17 protein-coding genes, 2 pseudogenes and 1 riboswitch are annotated in these 22,003 nt (G+C 61.2%); of the genes and pseudogenes, 6 read left to right on the top strand and 13 right to left on the bottom strand.

Features of this window, described 5'->3' with window-relative positions; translation table 11 throughout:
* Positions 1 to 35: 35 nt before the first annotated feature.
* From RY113_RS06930 to RY113_RS06905, 6 genes and pseudogenes are all read right to left on the bottom strand, one after another.
* Positions 36 to 1,709: a ribonuclease J gene (locus tag RY113_RS06930; RefSeq protein WP_110105106.1), complete on the bottom strand. Its 1,674-nt coding sequence runs from the start codon at positions 1,707 to 1,709 to the stop codon at positions 36 to 38.
* Positions 1,710 to 2,015: 306 nt separating this feature from the next.
* Positions 2,016 to 2,516: an N-acetyltransferase gene (locus tag RY113_RS06925; RefSeq protein ID WP_110105107.1), complete on the bottom strand. Its 501-nt coding sequence runs from the start codon at positions 2,514 to 2,516 to the stop codon at positions 2,016 to 2,018.
* Positions 2,517 to 2,713: 197 nt separating this feature from the next.
* A pseudogene (locus RY113_RS06920) lies at positions 2,714 to 3,762 on the bottom strand (LLM class flavin-dependent oxidoreductase).
* Between the two features lie 88 nt (positions 3,763 to 3,850).
* Entirely contained in the window at positions 3,851 to 3,997 is a 147-nt protein-coding gene (locus tag RY113_RS06915; protein WP_170120891.1) for a hypothetical protein, read from the bottom strand.
* A 98-nt stretch (positions 3,998 to 4,095) separates the two neighbouring features.
* The gene (locus RY113_RS06910; RefSeq protein WP_315913990.1) at positions 4,096 to 5,841 is read right to left on the bottom strand and encodes an ABC transporter ATP-binding protein; all 1,746 of its coding nucleotides are present in this window, start codon (positions 5,839 to 5,841) and stop codon (positions 4,096 to 4,098) included.
* The gene (locus RY113_RS06905; RefSeq protein ID WP_315913989.1) at positions 5,841 to 7,640 is read right to left on the bottom strand and encodes an ABC transporter ATP-binding protein; all 1,800 of its coding nucleotides are present in this window, start codon (positions 7,638 to 7,640) and stop codon (positions 5,841 to 5,843) included. Before RY113_RS06905 ends, RY113_RS06910 begins: the two co-directional genes overlap by 1 nt.
* Before the next feature lie 360 nt (positions 7,641 to 8,000).
* On the opposite strand from RY113_RS06905, the gene RY113_RS06900 reads away from it, so the two are divergent.
* Positions 8,001 to 8,957, top strand: coding sequence for a hypothetical protein (locus tag RY113_RS06900; protein WP_315913988.1), 957 nt, complete (start codon positions 8,001 to 8,003; stop codon positions 8,955 to 8,957).
* 234 nt (positions 8,958 to 9,191) lie between these two features.
* On the opposite strand, the pseudogene RY113_RS06895 reads toward RY113_RS06900, so the two are convergent.
* Positions 9,192 to 10,179: pseudogene (locus tag RY113_RS06895) on the bottom strand (1-aminocyclopropane-1-carboxylate deaminase).
* A gap of 12 nt (positions 10,180 to 10,191) precedes the next feature.
* On the opposite strand from RY113_RS06895, the gene RY113_RS06890 reads away from it, so the two are divergent.
* Entirely contained in the window at positions 10,192 to 10,860 is a 669-nt protein-coding gene (locus tag RY113_RS06890; RefSeq protein ID WP_315913987.1) for a GntR family transcriptional regulator, read from the top strand.
* A 114-nt stretch (positions 10,861 to 10,974) separates the two neighbouring features.
* On the opposite strand, the gene RY113_RS06885 is transcribed toward RY113_RS06890, so the two are convergent.
* The gene (locus RY113_RS06885) at positions 10,975 to 11,517 is read right to left on the bottom strand and encodes an OsmC family protein (RefSeq protein ID WP_315913986.1); all 543 of its coding nucleotides are present in this window, start codon (positions 11,515 to 11,517) and stop codon (positions 10,975 to 10,977) included.
* Between the two features lie 37 nt (positions 11,518 to 11,554).
* Positions 11,555 to 11,673, bottom strand: a riboswitch (SAM riboswitch).
* A 256-nt stretch (positions 11,674 to 11,929) separates the two neighbouring features.
* Here RY113_RS06885 and RY113_RS06880 point away from each other — a divergent pair.
* The 3 genes from RY113_RS06880 (at position 11,930) to RY113_RS06870 (ending at position 15,999) form a co-directional block, all read left to right on the top strand.
* Entirely contained in the window at positions 11,930 to 13,567 is a 1,638-nt protein-coding gene (locus RY113_RS06880; RefSeq protein WP_315913985.1) for an ABC-F family ATP-binding cassette domain-containing protein, read from the top strand.
* 442 nt (positions 13,568 to 14,009) lie between these two features.
* Positions 14,010 to 15,410: an NAD(P)/FAD-dependent oxidoreductase gene (locus RY113_RS06875; RefSeq protein ID WP_315913984.1), complete on the top strand. Its 1,401-nt coding sequence runs from the start codon at positions 14,010 to 14,012 to the stop codon at positions 15,408 to 15,410.
* Between the two features lie 127 nt (positions 15,411 to 15,537).
* On the top strand, positions 15,538 to 15,999 hold the full coding sequence (locus tag RY113_RS06870; RefSeq protein WP_315913983.1) for a hypothetical protein: 462 nt from the start codon (positions 15,538 to 15,540) through the stop codon (positions 15,997 to 15,999).
* 144 nt (positions 16,000 to 16,143) lie between these two features.
* On the opposite strand, the gene ccsB is transcribed toward RY113_RS06870, so the two are convergent.
* The 5 genes from ccsB to RY113_RS06845 form a co-directional block, all read right to left on the bottom strand.
* Positions 16,144 to 17,247 carry a c-type cytochrome biogenesis protein CcsB gene (gene ccsB / locus RY113_RS06865; protein WP_315913982.1) on the bottom strand — a complete coding sequence of 368 codons (1,104 nt, stop codon included), beginning with the start codon at positions 17,245 to 17,247 and terminating at the stop codon, positions 16,144 to 16,146.
* Positions 17,247 to 18,953, bottom strand: coding sequence for a cytochrome c biogenesis protein ResB (locus RY113_RS06860; protein ID WP_315913981.1), 1,707 nt, complete (start codon positions 18,951 to 18,953; stop codon positions 17,247 to 17,249). Before RY113_RS06860 ends, ccsB begins: the two co-directional genes overlap by 1 nt.
* Positions 18,953 to 19,708, bottom strand: a complete 756-nt coding sequence (locus tag RY113_RS06855) for a cytochrome c biogenesis CcdA family protein (protein WP_110105119.1) — start codon at positions 19,706 to 19,708, stop codon at positions 18,953 to 18,955. Before RY113_RS06855 ends, RY113_RS06860 begins: the two co-directional genes overlap by 1 nt.
* A 15-nt stretch (positions 19,709 to 19,723) precedes the next feature.
* Positions 19,724 to 20,311 (bottom strand): TlpA disulfide reductase family protein, encoded by a 588-nt coding sequence (locus RY113_RS06850; RefSeq protein WP_179442507.1) that lies wholly within the window; start codon positions 20,309 to 20,311, stop codon positions 19,724 to 19,726.
* 111 nt (positions 20,312 to 20,422) lie between these two features.
* Entirely contained in the window at positions 20,423 to 21,088 is a 666-nt protein-coding gene (locus RY113_RS06845) for a histidine phosphatase family protein (RefSeq protein ID WP_315913980.1), read from the bottom strand.
* Positions 21,089 to 21,247: 159 nt separating this feature from the next.
* Between RY113_RS06845 and RY113_RS06840 the strand changes: the two genes are divergently transcribed.
* Positions 21,248 to 21,805 (top strand): YceI family protein, encoded by a 558-nt coding sequence (locus RY113_RS06840; RefSeq protein WP_315913979.1) that lies wholly within the window; start codon positions 21,248 to 21,250, stop codon positions 21,803 to 21,805.
* The last annotated feature ends 198 nt before the right edge of the window (positions 21,806 to 22,003 follow it).

Genomic DNA, 22,003 nt, shown 5'->3' with positions numbered 1-22,003 from the left:
CGGATCGATGAAGCGGCGGCATTGGCCGCGAAGGCTTACGCCTCGACGATGATGACCGTGTAAACGGGCTTGCGGCGCAGTGCGCGGTCAGACCAGCGCAGCAGACCGTTGGCCACAGCCTTCTCAGCCGCCGGTCCGGTCTTTTCGCCGCGGATCCCGGAGATGGTCTTCTCCACAATTCCGGCGGCCTTTTCAATGTCCTTGTCCGTCAGGTTGAAGCCCACGGAGAAGAACTCGGGGTCTTCTTCAATCTTGCCGGTGTCCGGGTTAACAATGAGCAGCACCGTGACGGCACCATCTTCGGCCAGACGGATGCGGTCCTGGAGTGATTCTTCAGTTGCCGCACCGGCAACCATGTTCTCCACGTAGACGTAGGCAGCCGGGACGCTGCCGCTGACCTTGACCACGCCGTCCTTGAGGTCCAGCGCAGTGCCGTCTTCAATGATGAACGTGTTCTTGGGTTCAACACCGGTGCGGACCGCCAGCTCGGCGTTCGCCTTCAGGTGGCGGTATTCGCCGTGGACCGGCATGACGTTCTTGGGGCGGACCAAGTTGTAGCAGTACACGAGCTCGCCAGCACTGGCGTGCCCGGAGACGTGCACCTTGGCGTTGCCCTTGTGGATAACGTTGGCGCCCTGCTTGGTGAGGTCATTGATCAGGCGGTAGATCGAGGACTCGTTGCCGGGAACCAGGGAACTGGCCAGCAGGACGGTGTCGCCCTCGGTCAGGTTGATCTGGTGGTCACCGTTGGCCATGCGGGCCAACGCGGCCATGGGCTCACCCTGTGAACCGGTGCAGATCAGCACGGCCTTCTTGGGGTCCATCTTTTCCAATTCCTTGGCGTCAACGAGTACGCCGCGGGGAATCTTCAGGTAGCCCAGTTCGCGTGCCGTGGTCATGTTCCGGACCATGGAGCGGCCAACAAAGGCAATCTTGCGGTTGTACTTGTGCGCAGAGTCAATGATCTGCTGGATGCGGTGCACGTGGCTCGCGAAGCTGGAAACCACAACGCGGCGCGGAGCCGTGCGCATCACCTGGTCAATGGCCGGGATGAGGTCTGCTTCAGCGGCCAGGAAGCCGGGTACTTCTGCGTTGGTGGAGTCAGGCAGGAACAGATCCACGCCTTCCTCGCCCAGACGGGCAAAGCCAGCTAGGTCAGTGATGCGCTTATCCAAGGGGAACTGGTCCATCTTGAAGTCACCAGTTTCCAGCACCAGACCGGCAGGGGTGCGGATAGCAACGGCCAGTCCGTCCGGGATGGAGTGGTTGACGGCGAGGAATTCGACGTCGAACGGACCGAATTTGCGGCGGTCGCCTTCCTTAACCTGGACCATCTTGCCCTTGATGCGGTGCTCTTCAAGCTTGGTCTTCAAGAAAGCCAACGTCAGCTTGGCTGAGATAACCGGGATGTCGCCGCGGTGCTTGAGCAGGTACGGAACCCCGCCAATGTGATCTTCGTGGCCGTGTGTCAGCACCAAGCCAACAACGTCTTGCCAGCGGTTCTTCAAGTAGGAGAAGTCCGGCAGGATCAGGTCAACGCCGGGGTGGTGATCCTCAGGGAAGAGCACACCGCAATCAACGATCAGCAACTTTCCCGCGAATTCGAAGACGGTCATGTTGCGGCCAATCTCCCCCAATCCGCCAAGGGCTACGATGCGCATTGCACCATCAGCGAGGGCGGGCGGGGTCTGGCGTGCAGTTCTTCTCATGGGTTCCAAACTTTATTCTGTAGTGGGCGTCTGGCGGCGATGCTGCGCTGCCTTCTCGTGCGACTCGTTCGGCCAAAAGCTGTTCCGGTGTCGCTAAAATTTAGGGGGATTGCTCCACAGCCGATTTTACCACCGTGACACATGGGATGGCACCACGTGCCGCCGTCGCGCTTTAACGTCCGACGGCGGCACCCAGGTTGGGTGCAATCAGCCCTCTCACGCTGTGGCTGGCACCCTACTGGTCACCGTGACTTTGCGGCGCGCACAGTTTGCTGCGATCCGTACCACCGGCAAAGAGATCATCACCTAATTGCTCGCGTCTTCGCCGCTTCCGGCAGAGAGGAGGCTTTTGCGCATCTTGATGCTGGTAGTTTCGTAGCCCAGCGATTCGTAGAGTCCGCGGGCCGAAGCGTTGTAGCCGAACACGTTCAATCCCAGGGTGAGGGCGCCACGTGAGCGAGCATACTCTTCCGCGAGTTGCATGGCTTCCCTGCCATACCCCTTCCCTCGGTGTGCGGAGTCAACAAGGATGTCCCACACCCACCACGCGGTCGGGTCGTCGGAGTGGTCCCGGCCAACCCAGATATAGCCCACGGCAGATCCACCCTGGTCCATCAGGGTGAATACGGCGTTGTCGAGGCCCGGGCGGCCCTCAGGGAAGGATTTGTGAAGTGAGGCTTCAGCCTGCTGACGAGCCGCTCCGGGCGCGCTTCCCGAGGAGATGAGATCGGCCACATACTCGCTGCAGCTTTGTTCCAACCACTGCGGGAAGCTGCCAGGATCCAAAAGTTCAAGACAAATTGCCATCGACCCAGCGTATGCCAATTCCGCCCCACTGCCTTGGTTCCTTAGGGGTCTGCGAGCAATCCGGTGGACGGGTCAATTCCAGCAAGGAAATCCCCAAGGTCCGCGTAGATGCGCCTGTCCGCCGGCGCAGGGGCACAGAACCAGCCACCGGACATTGACGTACGACGGCGGCACGCACCTCCTGCAGGCTGGGCACCTCAAGCCGTGGCCGGCTCCCAGCCGATCGCCGGGGCGATGTGTTCGGCAATGTTGGCCAGCATTTTTGTGTTGTAGTCGAGACCTAGCTGGTTGGGCACGGTGAGCATGACGGTGTCCGCTGCTTGAACAGCTGCATCGGCAGCCAGCTCCTCGGCGAGCACTGCGGGATCGCCAATGTAGCTCTTGCCAAAGCGTGAGAGGAAGCCGTCGATCATGCCGACCTGATCCCGGCTGTCCGCCTGGGCACGCACCCCGAAGTACGTCCTGTCGACGTCATCCACCACAGGAATGACGGAGCGGCTGATGGAGACGCGGGGCGTAAAATCATGGCCGGCACGCGCCCACTCATCACGGAACAACTGAATCTGTTCGGCCTGCAACTGATCAAACGGCACACCGGTGTCCTCGGTCAGCAGCGTGGAGCTCATCAGGTTCATCCCCTGCGCCGCGGCCCATACGGCTGTGGCACGGGTGCCAGCGCCCCACCAGATCCGCTGGGACAGCCCCGGCGATTGCGGTTCAATGCGCAACAGCCACTCGCCGCCCATGTGTGAGTACTCCCCAGGCTCGGCCACTCCTGCACCGGAAATTGCCTGCCGAAATAAGGCGGTGTGGCGGCGGGCCATGTCCGCAACCGTTTCGCCGTCGAGCGGGCGGTAGCCGAAGTCTGCGGCCCCATTGGCAGCGGGTTCGGGTGAGCCGCGGCTCACCCCTAGCTGCAGCCGACCCCCACTGATCAGGTCCGTGGCGGCTGCCTGTTCGGCCATGTACAGCGGGTTTTCATAACGCATGTCGATGACGCCGGTACCAATTTCGATCCGGCTGGTGCGCGCAGCAATGGCAGCCATGAGCGGGAACGGGGCAGCCTGTTGCCGGGCGAAGTGGTGCACCCGGAAGAAGGCCCCATCGATGCCCAGTTCCTCGGCGGCCACGGCCAAGTCAATGCCTGCCGCAACGCATCGGCAGCCGTGTTGGTCTGCGAGCCGCGTCCCGTTCCGTAGTGGCCAAAGGACAAAAACCCAAGGCGTTTCTTGAATGTGCTCTCCATGATCAGCACAACCGGACTCCGCACCAAACTATTCCATGCATACGCATGCAGTCAGGTGCGGGTCGGTGGCTCCTCCGGCCGTTTGCGATCAGGTGTGCTTCTTCGTGATCTTCGCAACCGGATCCTCGGATTCATTGGCAGCACCGCGGGCCTTCTTCTCTGCGCGCTTGGCCTTGATGGCGTGGCCCTTATCCAGCTTCTTGTGTTCGTGGTGGTGAGGCTGTTTGTCAGGCATGGCAAGCTCCTTCTGCATCGCGCTCATTGCGCACCGGGTCAGCTGGCCCAACACGCCCCTCTTTGAACGTTACGCTTATTTCGCCGCGCAGAACAGGCTCAAATGTCCTGCCGCCACGAGTTCCACAACGCCGCATATGAGCCATTCTGTGCCAGCAGTTCGTCGTGCGGGCCCAGCTCCGTGATGCGCCCCTTTTCCACGACGGCGACCCGGTCGGCGTCGTGCGCGGTGTGCAGCCGGTGCGCGATCGCCACTACCGTACGCCCCTGAAGCACTGCACTGAGGGAGAACTCCAGATCCCTAGCGGCCTGCGGGTCAATCAGCGAGGTGGCCTCGTCCAGCACCAGCGTGTGCGGGTCCGCCAGTACCAGCCGGGCCAGCGCCAACTCCTGCGCCTGAGCAGGCGTGAGCGAATGCGACCCTGAGCCCACCTCGGTGGCCAGCCCTTTGGGGAGGGCGCGCACCCAAGCCAGGGATCCGACGTCGGACAGGGCCTTTTCAATCTCGGCATCAGTTGCGTCGGCCTTCCCCAGACGGACGTTGTCGGCCAGCGTGCCCACGAACACGTGGTGCTCCTGCGTGACCAGGGCCACCTCGCCGCGCAGCTCATCCAGCGGTCGATCCATGAGTGGCACCCCGCCCACCGTGACGGAGCCGGCCGTGGGCCCATTGATACCAGCGAGCAGCCGCCCCAGCGTGGACTTTCCCGCGCCGGAAGGACCCACCATGGCCAGCCGCTCGCCAGGACGGAGTGTGAGGTCAATGTTGTGCAGCACGTCGTGGCCTTCGCGGTAGGCGAAGCGGGCCTGCTCCACCAGGATTTGTTCATCGGTGGGCACAGCATCCGTTGCGGTACGGTCCGGCGCCACGTTGCGGATGCCCACAATGCGGGCCAGAGATGAGGCGCCCACCTGAATCTCGTCAATCCACATGATGAGCGTGTCCACGGGGTCGATCAACTGCAACGCGTACAACGCCACTGTGGCTACCATGCCCGTGCTGACCTGTCCCTGCGAGGCGAGCCAGCCGCCCCACAAAAGCACTGCCGCAACGGGCAGCCAAAAGGAAAATTCGGCCGCCGGAAATAGCACCGTGCGCAGGCCCAGCGTGTACTTTTCCCGTTCAAAGCAGTTGCGCAGGGCCGCGTCAATCCGGTGGCGGCGGTTGGCGCCAAGACTCAGCGCATCCACCGTGCGGGCACCCTCAATGGTTTCGGTAACGGCACCATTGAGCCCGGCGTAGCTTTCGCGTTCCAACAGGTACCCCGGCGTGGCTCGCTTGAGATACCAGCGAGTCACGGGCACCAGCAGCGGCACGCCCACCAGTAGGGCCACGGCCAGGATGGGGCTCGTCAACACTGCCGCGGCCGCCGTCAGCACGATGGACGCGACCGAGACAAGCACCTGCGGCACACCGAAGCGGACAGTGTGGGAGACCGCGTCAACGTCGTTGGTGGTGCGCGAGACCAGGTCGCCGGTGCCGGCCCGTTCCACCGTGGAGAGCGGCAGAGACGTGACCTGCTCCATAAATTCCTCACGGAGTTGCGCGAACACTTTCTCGCCCAGCATCATGCCCTTGCGCCGGGCCCAGCGCGCCAGCACGGTCTGGATGAGTACGAACCCGCCCAGGGTCAACGCCACCATGGCCACAAAGCCGGTAGTGGTGCCTGCCGTGACCGCATCCACGAGCCGCCCCAACAGGAACGGTCCGGCCAGACCGGCAATTGCGGCCACACCATAAAGACTAACGACGCCGGCCAGCGGCTTTTTGTGCAACCGCATCAACCGCAGGCCTTCGGCCTTGACCTGGGCGGAGTCCGCCACAGGCAACATTGTCTCTGTCATTACTTCTCCCCCTCGGTGGCGGTGCTGTGGTTGGCGTTGGCGGCTACTGCTGCTTCGGTGTGGCCTTGACCGTTCATGCCCTCACCACGGACCACCACCTTGCGGTATTCCGGGACAGTGTCCAGCAGGTGCCGGTGTGTGCCCTGAGCCTGCAGCTTGCCGTGCTTCAGAAAAGCCACAGTGTCCATGGCGCCCAGCAGCAGCGGGCTGGCCGTCACCACAAGTGTGGTGTGCGCAGCGGAACCGCGGCTTTTGCCCAGCGCCCCTGCTATCCGTTGTTCGGTATGTGCATCGACGGCGCTGGTTGGTTCAATGAGCACCAGCACCTCCGCTTCGGTCAGCACAGCACGAGCCAAGGCCAGTCTCTGGCGCTGGCCGCCGGAAAAGCTGCGCCCCTTTTCCGTGACTTCCGCGTCTAGGCCCTGCTCCAGACCATCAAAGACGTCCTGTGCACTGGCCACCTCAATGGCCGCCATAATCTCCGTGTCGCTGTGCCGGCCGTCCGGGTCCAGCTCCTCGCGGAGAGTGCCGGTGAACAACTGCGGTTCGGCGTCGGAGACCACAATGCGGGAGCGCACCTCACGCAGCGGCATCAGGTGCAGGGCCTCGCTGCCCCACTGCACCACAGCCTCACGCAGCACTGCGTCCTCAAAACGGCCCAACCGCCGGGCCAGCTCAGCGGCTGCGGCGGGGTCCTCCGAAACAATCGCGCTCATCCCACCCGGGGCAACCACCACTCCTGAAACCGAGTCGAGCAAAGCGCTCGGTGCGGCCGGGGCTGGGACTGTTGTCTCGGCGTCGTGCACGGCTGAAGGGGTGGCCAGCACATCGATGATGCGGCGGGCACCGACCTGGGCACGGATGAGGCGGGAGACGGCGTCAGCGGCGGTGCGGATGGGCGAGACCAGGAAGACCGCGTAACCGTAGAGGGCCACGAGCTGGCCGGCCTCGATCTGCCCGGTCACGGCCTGTACCGCGCCGATCCAGGTGAAAGCGACACTGAAAATTCCAACGACGAAGACCTGGGCGGCGTCGAGGTCGGCCAGGGACCAGGCCACCTTGTTGCCGGCGAGCTGAGTTTCCCGGGAACGCTCGCGGTAACGCTGGACGAAGATGTGCTCGCCACCAATACCTCGCAAAACGCGCAGGCCGGCCACGGTGTCAGCGCCCAATGCCGTCATTTTTCCGGCCGCTTCACGTTGGTCTTTTTGGCGACGTTGGAGGGGGCGGATCACGAACAACATCCCGGCACCGCACAGCGGCACGCCCACCAGGACCACCAGTCCCAGCTGCCAGGAGGACTGGAAGACAAGGTAGGAGACCAGCAGGTATCCCACAACGGAGCCGGCCAGGCGTGCGGCGACGTCGAAAATCTCGCCAATGCGCATGGCGTCGGAGGCACACGTGGAGACCACCTCGCCGGTGGAGAACTTTTGCGGGAGAGCGTCGCCGCTGCGGGTGACCTTGTGGCCAACAATCTGGGCGGACCGGAAGGCCGCCTGCATCCAGTTGCTCATAGCGGCGCGGTGACGCAGCGTGGCGGAGATTGACTGGATGATGGTCAAGCCCACCAGCAGGCCCACCCAGAAGGAGAGACGGCCGAAGTTGCCCGGCAGGATGCCCTGGTCGATGGCTTGGCCCAGAATGTATGGCGTCAGGGCCTGGCACACCGTCCAGATGGAACCGTACAGAATGCCGAGCAGGAGGGTTCCTCGTTGGGCGCCAGCCAGCCACAAAAGATAGCGTGAGGGTGAACGGAGATCGGGTTTTCCGGCGGATTTGTAAGGGAATGAACGCACTGCGGCCTTCTATCGAATTCAGGGGTTGGTGGGCTACGAAGACGCGATCCAGCACGCCGCGGCAGCTTGCTGCGGGCGGTGCGATCTGCGTGTCTGTGTTCTCTACCTCACAGTTATTGACCCTAGTGCACACAGGAGTCATGGACCAAGTGAAATCTTGCAGCTTGTGGAGCCTCCGGTATTTTGTGCCGGGCCGCACTGCCCTCCGATAGCATCACGGGACAGGGTCAATGATCGGAGATGACAATTCACGCACCTCAGGAACGCCATATTCGCGCCGTTTCCGAGTTTCACCGGGAGAAACGCAGCCAGCGACGGCAAATTCTTACGTTGCTGTTCTTAGGCTTGCTCCTGTGTTTAATGATCCTGCAAATCCATCACCCCCTAGACAAGGGGCGCATTGCCTCGTTTGGCGATCTCAACATGGTGTGGGGACGTCTCCTCGAGCGGTTGCTGGCACCTTTCACCAGTCCGGGGACCTTTGAATTTAGCATTGATGCCCTTGGGTGGATCCTTGGCGCCACGGCAACCACGCTGGTTGCTTTGGTCTTTAGCGGCCGTAGCCCCTTGGGTATGGCCAATGAATCCCAGGTTATGGCACTGGAGGAGCTACTGGAGCTCCTGACGCTATTAGTTGGCATTGCCGCCGCCGCAACCATGTGGATGGCGTTGCACAACGTCTTCTTCCTGCCCTCCGACCCTGATTCCGGGCCTAAGTTCTTCCTGGGCATGCTCTCGTTGATGCTGGTTATTTTCTCCGTGGTCCGCCAGCGTGACACGGCAGTACAACGAGATATTGATGAGTTCCACCTGACTACTTCCATGCGGCTGCACATTCAGCGGTGGGAACGGATGTGGGGCATTTCCACACACAACCGGATCCGGGTGGATGGGCGCAAGATCACCAGGCTGGTGGCCTGGTGGGCCTTTGCCGGGCTACTCATCACCTTGGTTTCGTTGATCTTGCACAGTGAGCTCACGCCCGTGCGGGTCCTGCTCTCGGCACTGGCACTGACCCTGCTGGCAGTTGTGAGCGCTGCACTATCCGCTCTGGCAGTGTCCTTGTACCGCAGCAATCCGCGCCCAGGCGTGGGGCTGGCGTACGCCTCAGTACTGCTGGTGGTGGCGTTGGCAGTGGTCAGCCCGCTTGTTGTGGCCGCATGGCAGAACAACAAGGTGTTACTGGCCTTGCTCAGCTACTTCATTTGGCTGGGACCAGCCCTGTTCCTCATTTTCCGCAAGCCCCAGTCCGCCCACATGTCCCTCTCGAATTCAAGCTCTCCGCCCGGCCCAAAAAACGCGTACCCCACGGCCTGATCGCCATTTTCGCCGGCGCCCGTGAGGCAGCGTACTGGGTGGAGCTGACCTTGGAGGCCAGGCGGCAGCTGCACTACCAGACTAAGCTAGCCCGCTTTGAGCTGGCACAGGCCACCGCCCTCGCCGCGGAGGCAGAGCCTGCCAGAGGCGCTCCGATTACAGGGCCGGAAGCCCTTGGCGCTGAACGGGAAGCCCCGAGCGCTGGGGAATCCTGCCCCAGTCCGCTAATGTTCTTTAGCGAAACAGTCCGCTGTAGGCATTCAACGCCAGCCGTCCGCCCGAATGCGCGTAGAGGACGTTGCTGCTGGAAGGAATGTCCTTGCTGCGGACAAGGTCAATCAACCCAGCCATGGATTTTCCTTCATACACAGGGTCGATGATCATGCTTTCAAGGGATCCGGTGAGTTTTATGGCCTCGAGCGTGGAGTCCACAGGGATGCCGGAGTGGTTGCCGGCCCAGCCTTGCAAGACAGTGGTCTCGTCGTCACAGATCTTCCTGTCCAAGTCCATCAGCTCAGCTGTGTGACGGGCGATCCGGGCCACCTGAGCGCGAGTCTTTTCAATGGTGGCTGAGGCGTCAATGCCGATGACGCGCCGCGGCCTGTCTTGTCCCGCAAATCCAGCGATCATGCCTGCGTGGGTGGAGGCGGTAACGGTGCAGAGCACAATCGTGTCGAAGAAGACACCTAGTTCCTTCTCCTGCTGCTCCACTTCATAGGCCCAGTTAGCAAAGCCCAGCCCGCCCAAGTGATGTTCGGAGGCGCCTGCCGGGATGGGATAGGGCTTGCCCTGGCATCTTCGACGTCCTTGATGGCTTGTTCCCAGCTGCTACGGATGCCAATGTCGAACCCAGCTGCATCGAGGTGGACGTCGGCACCCATGATGCGCGAAAGCTCAATATTGCCTACCCGGTTGGATAGCGGGTCCGGTCAGTCCACCCAGTTTTCCTGCGCGAGACGGGCTTTCACACCCGGCTTGCAGCCACTGCCGCCACCTGACGGGTGTGATTCGACTGATATCCGCTGATGGAGACGAGCGTGTCAGCTCCTTGGGCAATGGTGTCCGGAACAATGTAGTCGAGTTTGCGGGTCTTATTGCCACCAAAAGCCAGACCACTGTTGACATCCTCACGTTTGGCCCAAATCCTCGCGCCGCCGGGATGTTTGCTCAGACGCGCCAACTCGTGGACGGGGCTGCGGCCAAACTCCACCTGGGACGATATATCCTATGTTGCATGCCGACTCCTCCGCCCCAGGGAATTCACAAGCGCTCCCTGCTTCGTAATGACGTGTACGATTCCATCCGCGACGCCATCGTCAATGGCACCTTCGCTCCGGGCGAGCGCCTGCGGGATCCGGAGCTAGAGGCATGGTTGGGCGTGAGTCGAACCCCTATCCGGGAGGCTCTGCTCCGGCTTGAGCGGGCCGGGCTGATTATTGCCCAGCCGGGCCGGGCCACCATCGTCGCCCCGCTTGATGCCGCCTCCACCGTGAATGCGCAGCAGGTAGTCGCGGCCATGCACGAGCTGGCGGCGCGGCTGGCAGTTCCCCTGCTGAGCGAGCAGGACCTTGCCGCCATGACCGCTGCCAACGTGCGCTTTGCCGCCGCCATCAAGAAGAACGACGCCGATGCCGCCTTGGCTGCCGATGACCAGTTCCATGCCGTTCTCGTTGGTGCGTGCGGAAATGACATGGTGCCAACCATGCTGGACCAGGCCATGCCACTGTTGCGGAGAGTGGAGCGTCAACGGTTCAGTTCCCACGATGCGCAGCATTCGGTCAGTGCGCATGCGGACATCATCAAACTTGCCACTGCGGGCGACGCCGACGGCGCAGCACTGGCCACACGTGCGAACTGGCTGGCTCTCGGCATCCAAGCAGTCGCCGAAGAAACTACAGCTTGAGTGTTGTGGGCTACTTGCCTGCGCCGCACCACCGTGTCGAATCGTTAGGCTTCATCCTCGAACACATGCGGTGCGGCGTTCTCGGCGTTGACGCTGCTCAGGATTTAGTGATGTCTAAGCCTTCGTGACGACTGCGCTGACAGGCGTGGTGTTGCTTAACAGGTCTTGGACAGGGCAGCGTGCTTCAACAATGCGGCCGAGCTCTTCGTAGCGTTCCTGCGATTCAGGTCCCGTGATGCTTACGGCTAGGCGGATGTCGCTGAAGCCGGGACGGATTGACTCATCGATCCCGAACAAGCCACGGACGTCCAGATCACCTTCGGCCTTGATGGTGATGTCATCGAGCTGGATACCCAGTTGCTCCGCGTAGAGGCGGTACACCACAACTTGGCAGGCGATGACGGCACCGAGTGCGAATTCCACGGGACTGGCTGCGGCATCGTCCCCAGCAAGTGCGGCAGGTTCGTCGACGAGGAATTGGTGTTTGCCGGCGCTGATGCGCGTGGCCACCGAGCCAACCCCCACGCCGGCGGCTGTGTACGTGAGCTTCGCATTGTCCGGATTGGCTCCGATGCGCTTGGCCCAGGCTGCGCCGGCTTCGCCAAGGCGCGCCGATCGCTGTGCTGCGTCGTCAATAGTTACAGTGGTCTCAGTCATGATGTCTCCATTCAGGGGAACGCAAGTGCCAGGCACCGCGCCATACTTACGCCCGCGGCAGCTGCCGGCGGCGTCGAATCCTCACCTGGGGCACCCCACTATGGTTGCGAGGGTTGCCGTCCAGTCGGCCAGGGCCTCTGACTGGAACTCTTGATTCTGTCCACTAGATTGCCCTGACAGAGGGCCTCAAGCAACCTTGCCGTCACACACGGCAACATTTCGGCGGCTTCCCCGAATCGGTCCGTGAGAAAAAGTCGCTTAACTCAGTTCTAAACGACCTTTTCTCACGGACCGATGGGAGATGCACAATGGAGGCGCGGTTGAAGGCGGGGACGGGTGGGAGCGGGTGCGCCGGGACCCCGGCAGCACAAAAACGTCCGGGCGGCGCAAGGAAGCGACTTAAGATGGATGCATGAGCGCAACACTTGTCGCGAAGGACCTTTCCGGAGGCCACGCACACCGCACCCTTTTCAGTAACCTCTCCTTCACTGTGGCCCCGGGCGACGTCATAGGCGTGGTGGGTGCCAATGGTGCCGGCAAGTCAACACTTTTGGCTCTCCTCGCGGGCGCCACCACCCCGCAGGGCGGCACCGTCAGCACTGCCCCACAAGACGCCTTCGTCGGCTGGCTGCCGCAGGAACATGAGCGGATCGAGGGCGAAAGCATCGCCGCCTACATTGGCCGGCGCACCGGTTGCACCCAGGCCACGGAGGAGATGGAATCATCCGCAGAAGCACTAGGCTCCGGCAACTGCGCCGACGATGACCGCTACGCCGCAGCCCTGGACCACTGGCTCGCCTGCGGTGCCGCAGACGTGGATGAACGCATCCCGGCCACCCTGGCCGAGCTCGGCTTGGACCTCACTCCCAGCACCCCCATGACAGGGCTCTCCGGCGGGCAGGCCGCCCGCGTGGCGTTGGCCGCGCTCCTGCTGAGCCGCTTCGACATAGTACTTCTGGATGAACCCACCAATGATCTGGACCTGGCGGGACTGGCCCGGCTGGAAGAGTTCGTCAGGGGTCTGCGCGGCGGCGTGGTCCTCGTCTCGCATGACCGCGAGTTCCTGGCCCGCACCATCACCTCCGTAGTGGAGCTGGACCAGGCGCAGAACAAGGTGGCCGTGTATGACGGCGGTTACGACTCCTTCTTGGAAGAACGTGCCATTGCAAAGCGCCACGCCCGCGAAGCCTATGACGAGTTCGCGGACAAGAAGGCGGACCTCGTGGGGCGCGCCCGAGTCCAGCGCGAGTGGAGCTCGCAGGGTGTACGCAACGCCATGAAAAAAGCCCCCGACAATGACAAGATTCGGCGCAAGGCCGCCAGTGAATCCAGTGAGAAGCAGGCGCAGAAGGTGCGCCAGATGGAGTCCCGGATCGCCCGCCTGGACGAGGTTGAGGAGCCACGCAAGGAGTGGGCCCTCCAATTCAGCATTGGCGCAGCACCCCGCTCAAGCACCGTGGTCTCTACGCTTAACGCTGCGGTGGTGCGCCAGGGCAGCTTCACCCTGGGGCCGGTGACTGCACAGGTGAACGCTGGAGAACGCATAGGCATCACCGGCCCCAACGGCGCCGGCAAGTCCACCCTGTTGCGGCTGTTGCTGGGCCGCATTTCCCCGAATGACGGTGTTGCCTCCCTGGGCGCGAATGTTGCCATCGGGGAGATTGACCAGGCGCGCAGCCAATTCCCAGAACAGGCTCCGCTAGGAGAGGGCTTCGAGGCGCTCGTGCCGGAACTGAATCAGGGCGAGGTGCGTACCCTTTTGGCTAAGTTTGGGCTGAAAGCTGACCAGGTGACAAGCCCGGTGGGTGCGCTCTCTCCCGGCGAACGCACCCGCGCATCGTTGGCACTTTTGCAGGCCCGCGGCGTGAACGTATTGGTGCTAGATGAGCCCACCAACCATTTGGACCTGCCAGCCATCGAGCAACTCGAGGAAGCGCTGGAGAGCTACGAAGGCACGCTGCTCCTGGTCACCCACGACCGCCGGCTCCTTGAAAACGTGCGCTTGGACTCCCGGTGGATGGTGGAGAGCGGCCAGCTACAAGAGCTTTAAGGCATCAAGCAACGTTCCATAAGGGTCTGCACAATCAAAGGATTGCGCAGACCCTTTGCCGTTTCGCGGAGCCCACAGAAACAAAGCATTAGAAGTACTTACTAATCAGTACGCTTTGACTTATTATCCCTAAAATGTTGCAATAGGTAACAAGTTTGCTGCACTTTTTGGATCTGCAGCAGGCTGCTTTTCGAATCCTGGTGCACTCCTTGTACCTCACACAGGTTCCGGACAACGCCTTCCGCGTGTAAGTTCCGCCAGAACCACGGGCGGCCATCCGCCTGGTCTTTTGCCGCAGCAAGTCTGCCGCCCGCGCACTTAGCGCCTTGATGCTCCGCCACGGGAGCGCCGATCACGGCCCGCCCGTTCATGCTGTTGAGCTATGGATTCGAAGCGTCTGGTGACACGAGGACAAAATGATCCAAATAATGAGGAGAAAAGCATGACATTGCGAGTCGGAATCATTGGAGCAGGCCCCAGCGGCATGGCACAGTTGCGTGCCTTTGACTCAGCAAGCCAGAACGGCGCTGACATCCCGGAGATCATGTGCTTTGAGAAGCAAAGCGACTGGGGCGGCCAGTGGAACAGCAGTTGGCGCACTGGCTTGGATGAACACGGTGAACCCGTGCACTCGAGCATGTACCGCCACCTGTGGTCCAACGGCCCGAAGGAATGCCTGGAATTCTCCGACTACTCCTTCGACGAACACTTTGGCCGCGCCATCTCCTCTTTCCCGCCCCGCGAGGTCCTCTTTGATTACATCAAGGGCCGTGTTGAAAAGTCAGATGTGCGCAAATACGTCCAGTTCAATACTGTTGCCCGGCACACCAGCTACAACCAGGACACACAGGAATTCACGTTGACGGTGGAGAACCTGATCACCGGCGTCACCACCGATCATGTCTTTGACAAGCTCGTGGTCTCCTCCGGCCATTTCTCCACCCCCACGGTCCCCGAGTTCAAGGGCATTGGCTCTTTCCCCGGCGAGGTTCTGCACGCCCACGATTTTCGCGGCGCAGAGCGCTTTAGCGGCAAGAATATGCTGCTGATTGGCGCCAGCTACTCCGCGGAGGACATTGGCATGCAGGCCCACAAGATGGGCGCCGCCTCGATTACTTTTAGCTACCGCAGCAACCCCATGGGCTTCGACTGGCCCGAGAACACTGTGGAGCGCCCGCTCGTCACCCATTTCGAGGGTAAAACCGCGCACTTCTCCGACGGCACCTGCGGCGAGTTTGACGCCGTCGTGCTGTGCACCGGATACCAGCACAAGTACCCGTTCCTGCCCAGCGATCTGTCACTGACGTCCAAGAATGTGCTCTACCCGGGGAATCTCTACAAGGGCGCGGTGTGGCAGGAGAACACCAACCTGTTTTACCTTGGCGCGCAGGATCAGTACTACACGTTCAACATGTTTGACGCGCAGGCATGGTTTGCCCGCGACGTCATGACGGGCGCCATCGAGCTGCCGTCTCTAGCCCAGCGCGAGGCTGATATTCAGCTGTGGCTGGAACGTCAGGCTGCCTTGGCGGATCACAATGCCGAAGCGGATTTCCAGTCGGACTACCTGCGTGAGCTCATTGCCGCAACGGACTACCCGCCGTTTGATCTGCACGCCGTTTCGCAGCTGTTCAAGGACTGGATGCACCACAAGGAAACCGACATCCTGGGCTACCGGGACATGATTCACCAATCCGTGGTCACCGGCACCATGGCCACCAAGCACCACACCCGGTGGATCAATGCCATGGATGATTCGCTGGACCGCTACCTTAATGGCCCGTCGCAAGATGTGGACACCGGCACCCTGACCGCCCTGACCAGCGAGTTCAGCGCGAAGTAGTTTCGCATCAAAGTTTCACGTCGTGGGCCGGGGCAGCTGCCCCGGCCCACTTTTTGCTGGACTATTGACAAGTTGTGTCGTGAAGCGCACTCTAAAAACATAGATCACGTTTTTAGATGGAGGAGTCATGGCAACACATTCAATTCCCGCACCGTCCAGTGGTTGGAGCTCCCAGACACTGGCACGCGTCAAGGCCGAGCCCGCTTATGGGGCTTTCCTGCTCTTGTGGGTTGGCTTCATCGCCATCCCGCTGATCATGGGCGTGGACAAATTCTTCAATGTCTTAACCCATTGGGAAAACTACCTGGCACCATGGATCGAGAACGTCTCCCCGTTCAGCGCCCACGGCACCATGATGGCGATTGGCGTAGTGGAGATCATTGCAGCAATTGCCATGATCCTGCGCCCACGGTACGCCGCCTACATTGTGGCGCTCTGGCTGGCAGGCATTATCGTCAACCTGCTCACTTACCCAGGCTTCTACGACGTGGCTCTGCGCGATTTTGGCCTCATGGTGGCCGCTATAGCGCTGGCACTACTGGCCCGCACCTACACCAAGCCAGGCTTCCGCCAAGGCGGCACGAAGTAGTTTCACGCTGAAGTTCACCTGCGTGTGACCCTGCCCCGAACCTGCACACCGTTAAAGGCCAAATGGTGCGCCACTGTTGAAGTGGCACACCATTCGGGGTCAAACAGTACTCAGGATCAAACTGTACGCAGGAGCACTTACGTCTTAGCTACCCACACCGGCGTAGGAGTGCAGGCCGGAGAAGTACACGTTCACAATGGTGAAGTTGAAGACCACGCACAGGTAGCCAACAATGGACAGCCAGGCCGCACGGGTTCCGGTCCAGCCCTTGGTTGCCCGGGCGTGCAGGTAACCGGCGTAGACAACCCAGATCACGAACGTCCAGACTTCCTTGGTGTCCCAGCCCCAGAAGCGGCCCCATGCCTTTTCGGCCCAGATGGAGCCGAACATCAGCGTCAGTGTCCAGCCAACAAACGCAATGCCGTTGATGCGGTAAGAAAGGTTCTCCAGACTCAGCGCGTTCGGCACCAGGCGCATGACGTGGAACTTATCCGGCTTGCCCGAGGCGATAGAGGCCTCGCGCCGAGACTGGAAAAGTTGCAGCACGGACATGGCAAAGGTGAGGGTGAAGAACGCCGAGGACAGAACCGCAATGGAGACGTGAATAACCAGCCAGTAGCTCTGAAGTGCCGGAACCAAGTGCCCAACAGGTGTCCAGAACGCCACGGACGCGGCCACCACCATCACCAGCACCAGGCCAATGACAAAGGTCCCCAGGAACCGCAGATCGCGGCGGGTCAGAACAAGCAAAAATACTACGGCCACAGCAAAAGAGCCAGTGGTGCAGAATTCATACATATTGCCCCACGGCACACGCCCTGCCGCCAACCCGCGGAAGAGCACAGCAAAGCCCTGAACCACGGCGGCCAGTATGGTCAGTGCCACGGCTACCCGGGCTACAACGCGCCGCTCCTTGCCGTAGCGCATGGAGTCCCCGGCCGTGACGCCGTCAGACCCTGCATGGGTCTTGGAGCTGGGACGCACACCGCGGTCCTGTGGACCGGCACCAAGATCCTGGCCTGCGGAACCGCGAGCCGCACCTGAACCCACACCGGCCAGGACGGCGTCCTTCTCCACACCGGCAGCGGCGGCCGTGGCACGGGTGTCGGCTGCGAGGCCGCGCTTGGCTGCCTGGCTAAAAGTAAACAGATCCCACGCATAGGCGCAAAAAGCCACTGCATACGCCAGACCGGCCAGCAGCATGAGCCTCTCGCTCAGCAGGGCGAAGCTTTGATTGATCTCTGGCATTACTGGTCCTTACTTGCCGCAGTGACGCTCTGTGCGGAGTCGTTGATTATTATCTGCTCATCATCATTTTGCCCTGCCGCGTCCATTGGCACCAGCCATTTTGCGTGCAGCGCCTTGTTGATGGCCGCATATTCTCCGGCCAATCGGTGGTCCTCGCCGCGAGCCAGCAGACCAAATTCCACCATGGTGCGCCCGTCTGGGTGGTTACCCGTGCGGACCCAGACACGGCGGCGGTTCAAGAACAAGGAGCCCATGAGGCCCGCCAACGCCAACAATGCGAATACTAGAACGTAGGCCTGACCCGGGTCGTGACGGATATCCAAGGCAGCAAATCGTTTGATGCCATCGAAGCTGATGGTGCCGTTGCCGTCGGGGAGCGTGTAGCTCTGATTTGGTTTCAGAACAATGCCGCCAGCGTCCAGGTTGCGGGAGTTGATCTCCTTCATTCCGGAAGTATCCAAGGTGAAAACGTTGCGCGGCACCCCGCTGTCCAAGCCGAGATCACCCGTGTAGGCGTTCAAGTTCAGCACCGGGTTGAAAGGGTCAGGGTCAGAGCCGAAGGCCACGCCCTCATCGTTGTAGACCGCAGTGGGCAAGAAGAAGCCAACAAAGCCCAGCTGATTCGGTTTGGCGTCCGGAACCTTGATCACCATGAGTGAGGTGTAGGCGCCGTCGGTGGGGATGGTGATGACCGGGCCCTGGAAGGCCACATTTCCCTCGCCGTCCTTGACGGTGACAACGGGTGCATAACCGTTACCCACCAGGTAAAGGTTGGTACCGCCCACAGCAACCGGCTCGTTGACTTTCAACGTCTTGGTCTTGGCTTCGGCGCCGGGACCGTCCTTGACACTCAAGGTTGCGGTGAAATCGAGGGGCTGGCCATAGTGCGCCTCTGTTGAGCGGTCGTACTTGACCACCAGCCGGTCCAGTGTTGCCGAGTAGGGGCTCAACCGGCCCTCACCAAAGTTGGCTCCAGGAGTGAAAGTGTCGTACCCGGTGAGGGTATTGACAAACGTTTCTCCCTCCACCAACACGCGTTGGCCGCTGTAGCCAAACAAACCGCTGAACGCGATGGCGGCCAGCACACCGATCATGGCTGTATGGAAAATCAGGTTGCCGACTTCCTTCATGAACCCGATTTCGGCACCCACTGAGGGCCGGTCCGTGTCTAAGTCACGCACGTCAACACGGTAACGGCGGGCTTTCAGTACGGCCGCAGCATCCCTGACAGCAGTTTCGGCGTCAATGCCGCTGCCGGCCGGGATGGTGACAGTGCCGTATTCTGCCAGGCGGGAAAGCCGCTTGGGGGTGCGCGGTGGCGCCGAGCGCATGGCCTTCCAATGGATCTTGGCGCGCGGCAGCACACAGCCAATCAAAGAAGTGAACAGCAGCAGGTAGATGGCCGCAAACCACGGCGAGGAGTACACGTCAAAGAGCCTGAACCAGTCCATGATGGGACCGGAACCGGGGTTGTCCTTCAGGTACTGGGTCACTTCGGCAGGGGCGGAGGGCCGCTGCGGGAAAAGGGATCCAGGCACAGCAGCAACAGCCAGCATCAACAACAAAAACAAGGCTGTGCGCATGCTGGTCAACTGACGCCAAGCCCACCGGAGCATCCCGCCGAAGCCGAGCTGCGGCAGGACCACCTCGCTGGCACCAGCCTTGGGCGCCTTGCCCTTGGGTTCTTTCACCACTGTCTCTTTCATTAGATTGGCAACCTGACTTCATTAGCGAACCAAAGCTGCAGGTCGTTGATCCAGATCCCCCACAAGCCTGACACCATCAAAACACCCAGCAGGATCAGCATGCCCCCGCCAAAATACTGGAGCCCGCGGCGGTGACTGCGGAAAAATGCGAGGGCTCCGAGCCCGCGGCGGGCACCGAGGGCAATGAGCAAGAACGGCAGTCCCAGCCCCAAACAATAAATAAAGGTTAGGAACGCACCCTTGGCCGCGTTGGGACCGTCGGAGAAGGCGAGCAATTGCACGGCACTGAAGGTGGGGCCAATGCATGGTGCCCAGCCCAATCCAAAGGTTACGCCCAAAATGGGTGCGCCCCACAAGCCGGCCGGCGGCTTGGCATGAATTTTCGCTTCGCTTTGGAACCAGCTCATCCCACCAAGGAACACCACACCCATGAGAATCACCACCACGCCCAGCACCTGGGTGACCCAGGCGGCGTCGGGCCCCATGAGCCAGGCACCCAGCTGACCGAAAACGGCCCCAATAAGCACAAACACCACGGAGAAGCCGAGCACGAATAACCCAATCCCGGCAAACATGCGGCCGCGGCGCTGGTTTTCAAGATCGGCACCGGTCAATCCGCTGACGTAGCCCAGATACCCGGGAACAAGCGGCAGCACGCACGGCGAGAGGAAGGAGACAAGGCCAGCCAACAGCGCCACCGGCATGGCCAGCAGCATGGAGCCGCTCAGAATTGTCTCGGCAAATGGATTGTTCATGAAGGAGGTTGGCCGCTATTTTTCCGTCAGCGCACTGCTGATGAGCGCCTTCAAGGTGCCCTTCTCTGCAACACCGAGGATGCGGGCGCAAACGCGGCCCAACTTATCCAACACGAGCGTGGTGGGCACCGCGGCCGGGGGCACATATTTGGTCATGGCCAGCAGCACCCCGCCGTCCTTATCCGCAACGCTGGGGTAACTGAGCCCGAAGTTACGCTCAAAGGCTTCTGCAGCGGCCTTTTCATCACGAACATTGACGCCCAGAAACTCCACATCCTGAGACTTAAAGTCCGTGTAGAGCGCTTGCAGATCAGGGGCTTCAATGCGGCAAGGCCCACAGGCCGCGTACCAAAAGTTAAGGACGGTGACTTTTCCCACAAAATCAGCTGCGTCCACCGTGCCGCCGTCAAACAAGACGCCCTTGAAGGCCACCGGATCCTTGCGGTCCGCGGCCCCGTACTCCGTGACAGAGCCGTCCCCGGCAATGTAGTTCTTGTTATCTCCGGCATTGGCCTGGTCCGCCAGAGGGTCATTTCCCGAGCAAGCGGCCAGAGCCACCGTCAAGGCTGCCCCGCCAGCGGCAAAAAGCGCCCTACGGCTCATCAAAGAAGTCACGACGCGTTTCTTTCATTTCATGGTTAAGCCATGACTGCGCGCAGACATGACATTTTGTTCTACAGTATGTCGAAAAGCTGATGGTCAGCTGTATGCCGCTCAGGCTCCGGGGGTGGTTGCAGCGCCTGGTAGTAATGCGGCAGCGGGCTCGCTGTACACAACATCGACCACATCATCGCCGTCGAACGTCAATGACGTCAGGGAGGCGAGGGTGCACTCCCGATTGCGGGGATCGTGCCACAGACGCTTGCCCTCAGCGCTGCGGCGCGTGGACCAGATGGGGAGCTGATGGCTGACCATGACGGCTTGGGCCCCGTCTCCACCAATTTCAAAAGCACGACGGCGGGCATCGCGTGCCGCCTCCAGCATGCGCTGCGCTTGGGCTGAGTATGCTTCACCCCACGAAGGCTTGAACGGGTTCACGAAGTAAGGCCAGTGCTTTGGCTTGGCCAGCTCCGCTTTACTCATAACGAGCCCCTCGAAGTGGTTCTCGGCCTCAATGATGCGCGGATCAGTCACAATCTCAAGGCCCAACGCTGCTGCCGTGGGCGCCGCCGTTTCCTGGGCTCGCGTCAGAGGCGAGGCCACCAGATAAACCGGTGCACCAGCGCCGTTCTTGGCGGCCGCCGCAAAGTGCTCCGCCACCATGACCGCCATGGCTCGTCCACGCTCAGAGAGGTGAAACTCGGGGAGCCGGCCGTAGAGGACGCCATTGGGGTTAAAAACCTCGCCGTGACGCAAAAGATGCACAGTTACTCGGGACATGTACCCAGTTTCTCAAAGTTGTTGCGGAAGGGGTTAATCCGGAGCCGAATGAATTTCATTCACTCGGGAATATTAGATGCAAACGCATGCTTATAGTCTGTGACCGGCCGCCCCACAGGTGGTTCCATTGCTTAGTCACAACCATTCAAGGAGCAGCACATGTCAGCAACAATCAGTGAATCAACCGGGCTCGCCCAGGGCCTCTGGACTCTTGATAGCTCACACAGCACCGTGGGCTTCATGGTCCGCCATGCCGGCATTTCCAAGGTTCGCGGCCAGTTCACCGAGATGGAAGGCTCCCTGAACCTCGGCCAGACACTGGCCGACGCCTCCGTCACGGCCACCATCACGGCCGCAAGCTTTAGCTCAGGTGACGCCAACCGCGACGCCCACGTCCGCGGCGCCGACTTCTTCGATGTTGATCTCTTCCCCACACTGACATTTGTCTCCACCTCCGTTTCCGGCGATGAAGAAGACTTCGAGATGACGGGGGAACTGACTATTCGGGGCATCTCCAAGACTGTGAGTTTCAAGGGCGAGTTCGGCGGCGTGGCTGTTGACGCTTTCAGCGCCACCCGCGCGGGGTTCGAAGCCAAGACCGTGATCAGCCGCAAGGAATTCGGCCTGACCTGGAACGCTGCCCTGGAAGCAGGTGGCGTGCTGGTCTCTGACAAAGTCACGATTTCCCTCGAAGTTGCCTTCGTCAAGGCTGGATAGCACCGCCTCGCAGCTGGATGCAACTGAAGCATCTGGAGCAACCTACTTTCTGGAGGTTCTCCTGCCGGTCCGAGATTTTTCGGGCCGGCATTTTGCTGCCCTCCCCATGCGCGGATACTCCCCGAGGGGTGTCAGGTGGATTCTGCTCCCCGGCTCCCCTCGCTCTTGGGATGGGCGGGGATTTGCCGGCAAAATTTC

The organism is Arthrobacter sp. lap29 (assembly GCF_032458965.1).
Lineage (GTDB): Bacteria > Actinomycetota > Actinomycetes > Actinomycetales > Micrococcaceae > Specibacter > Specibacter psychrochitiniphilus.
Note: the sequence above shows the minus strand (reverse complement) of the source record. Positions and strands in the feature narration are given on the sequence as shown.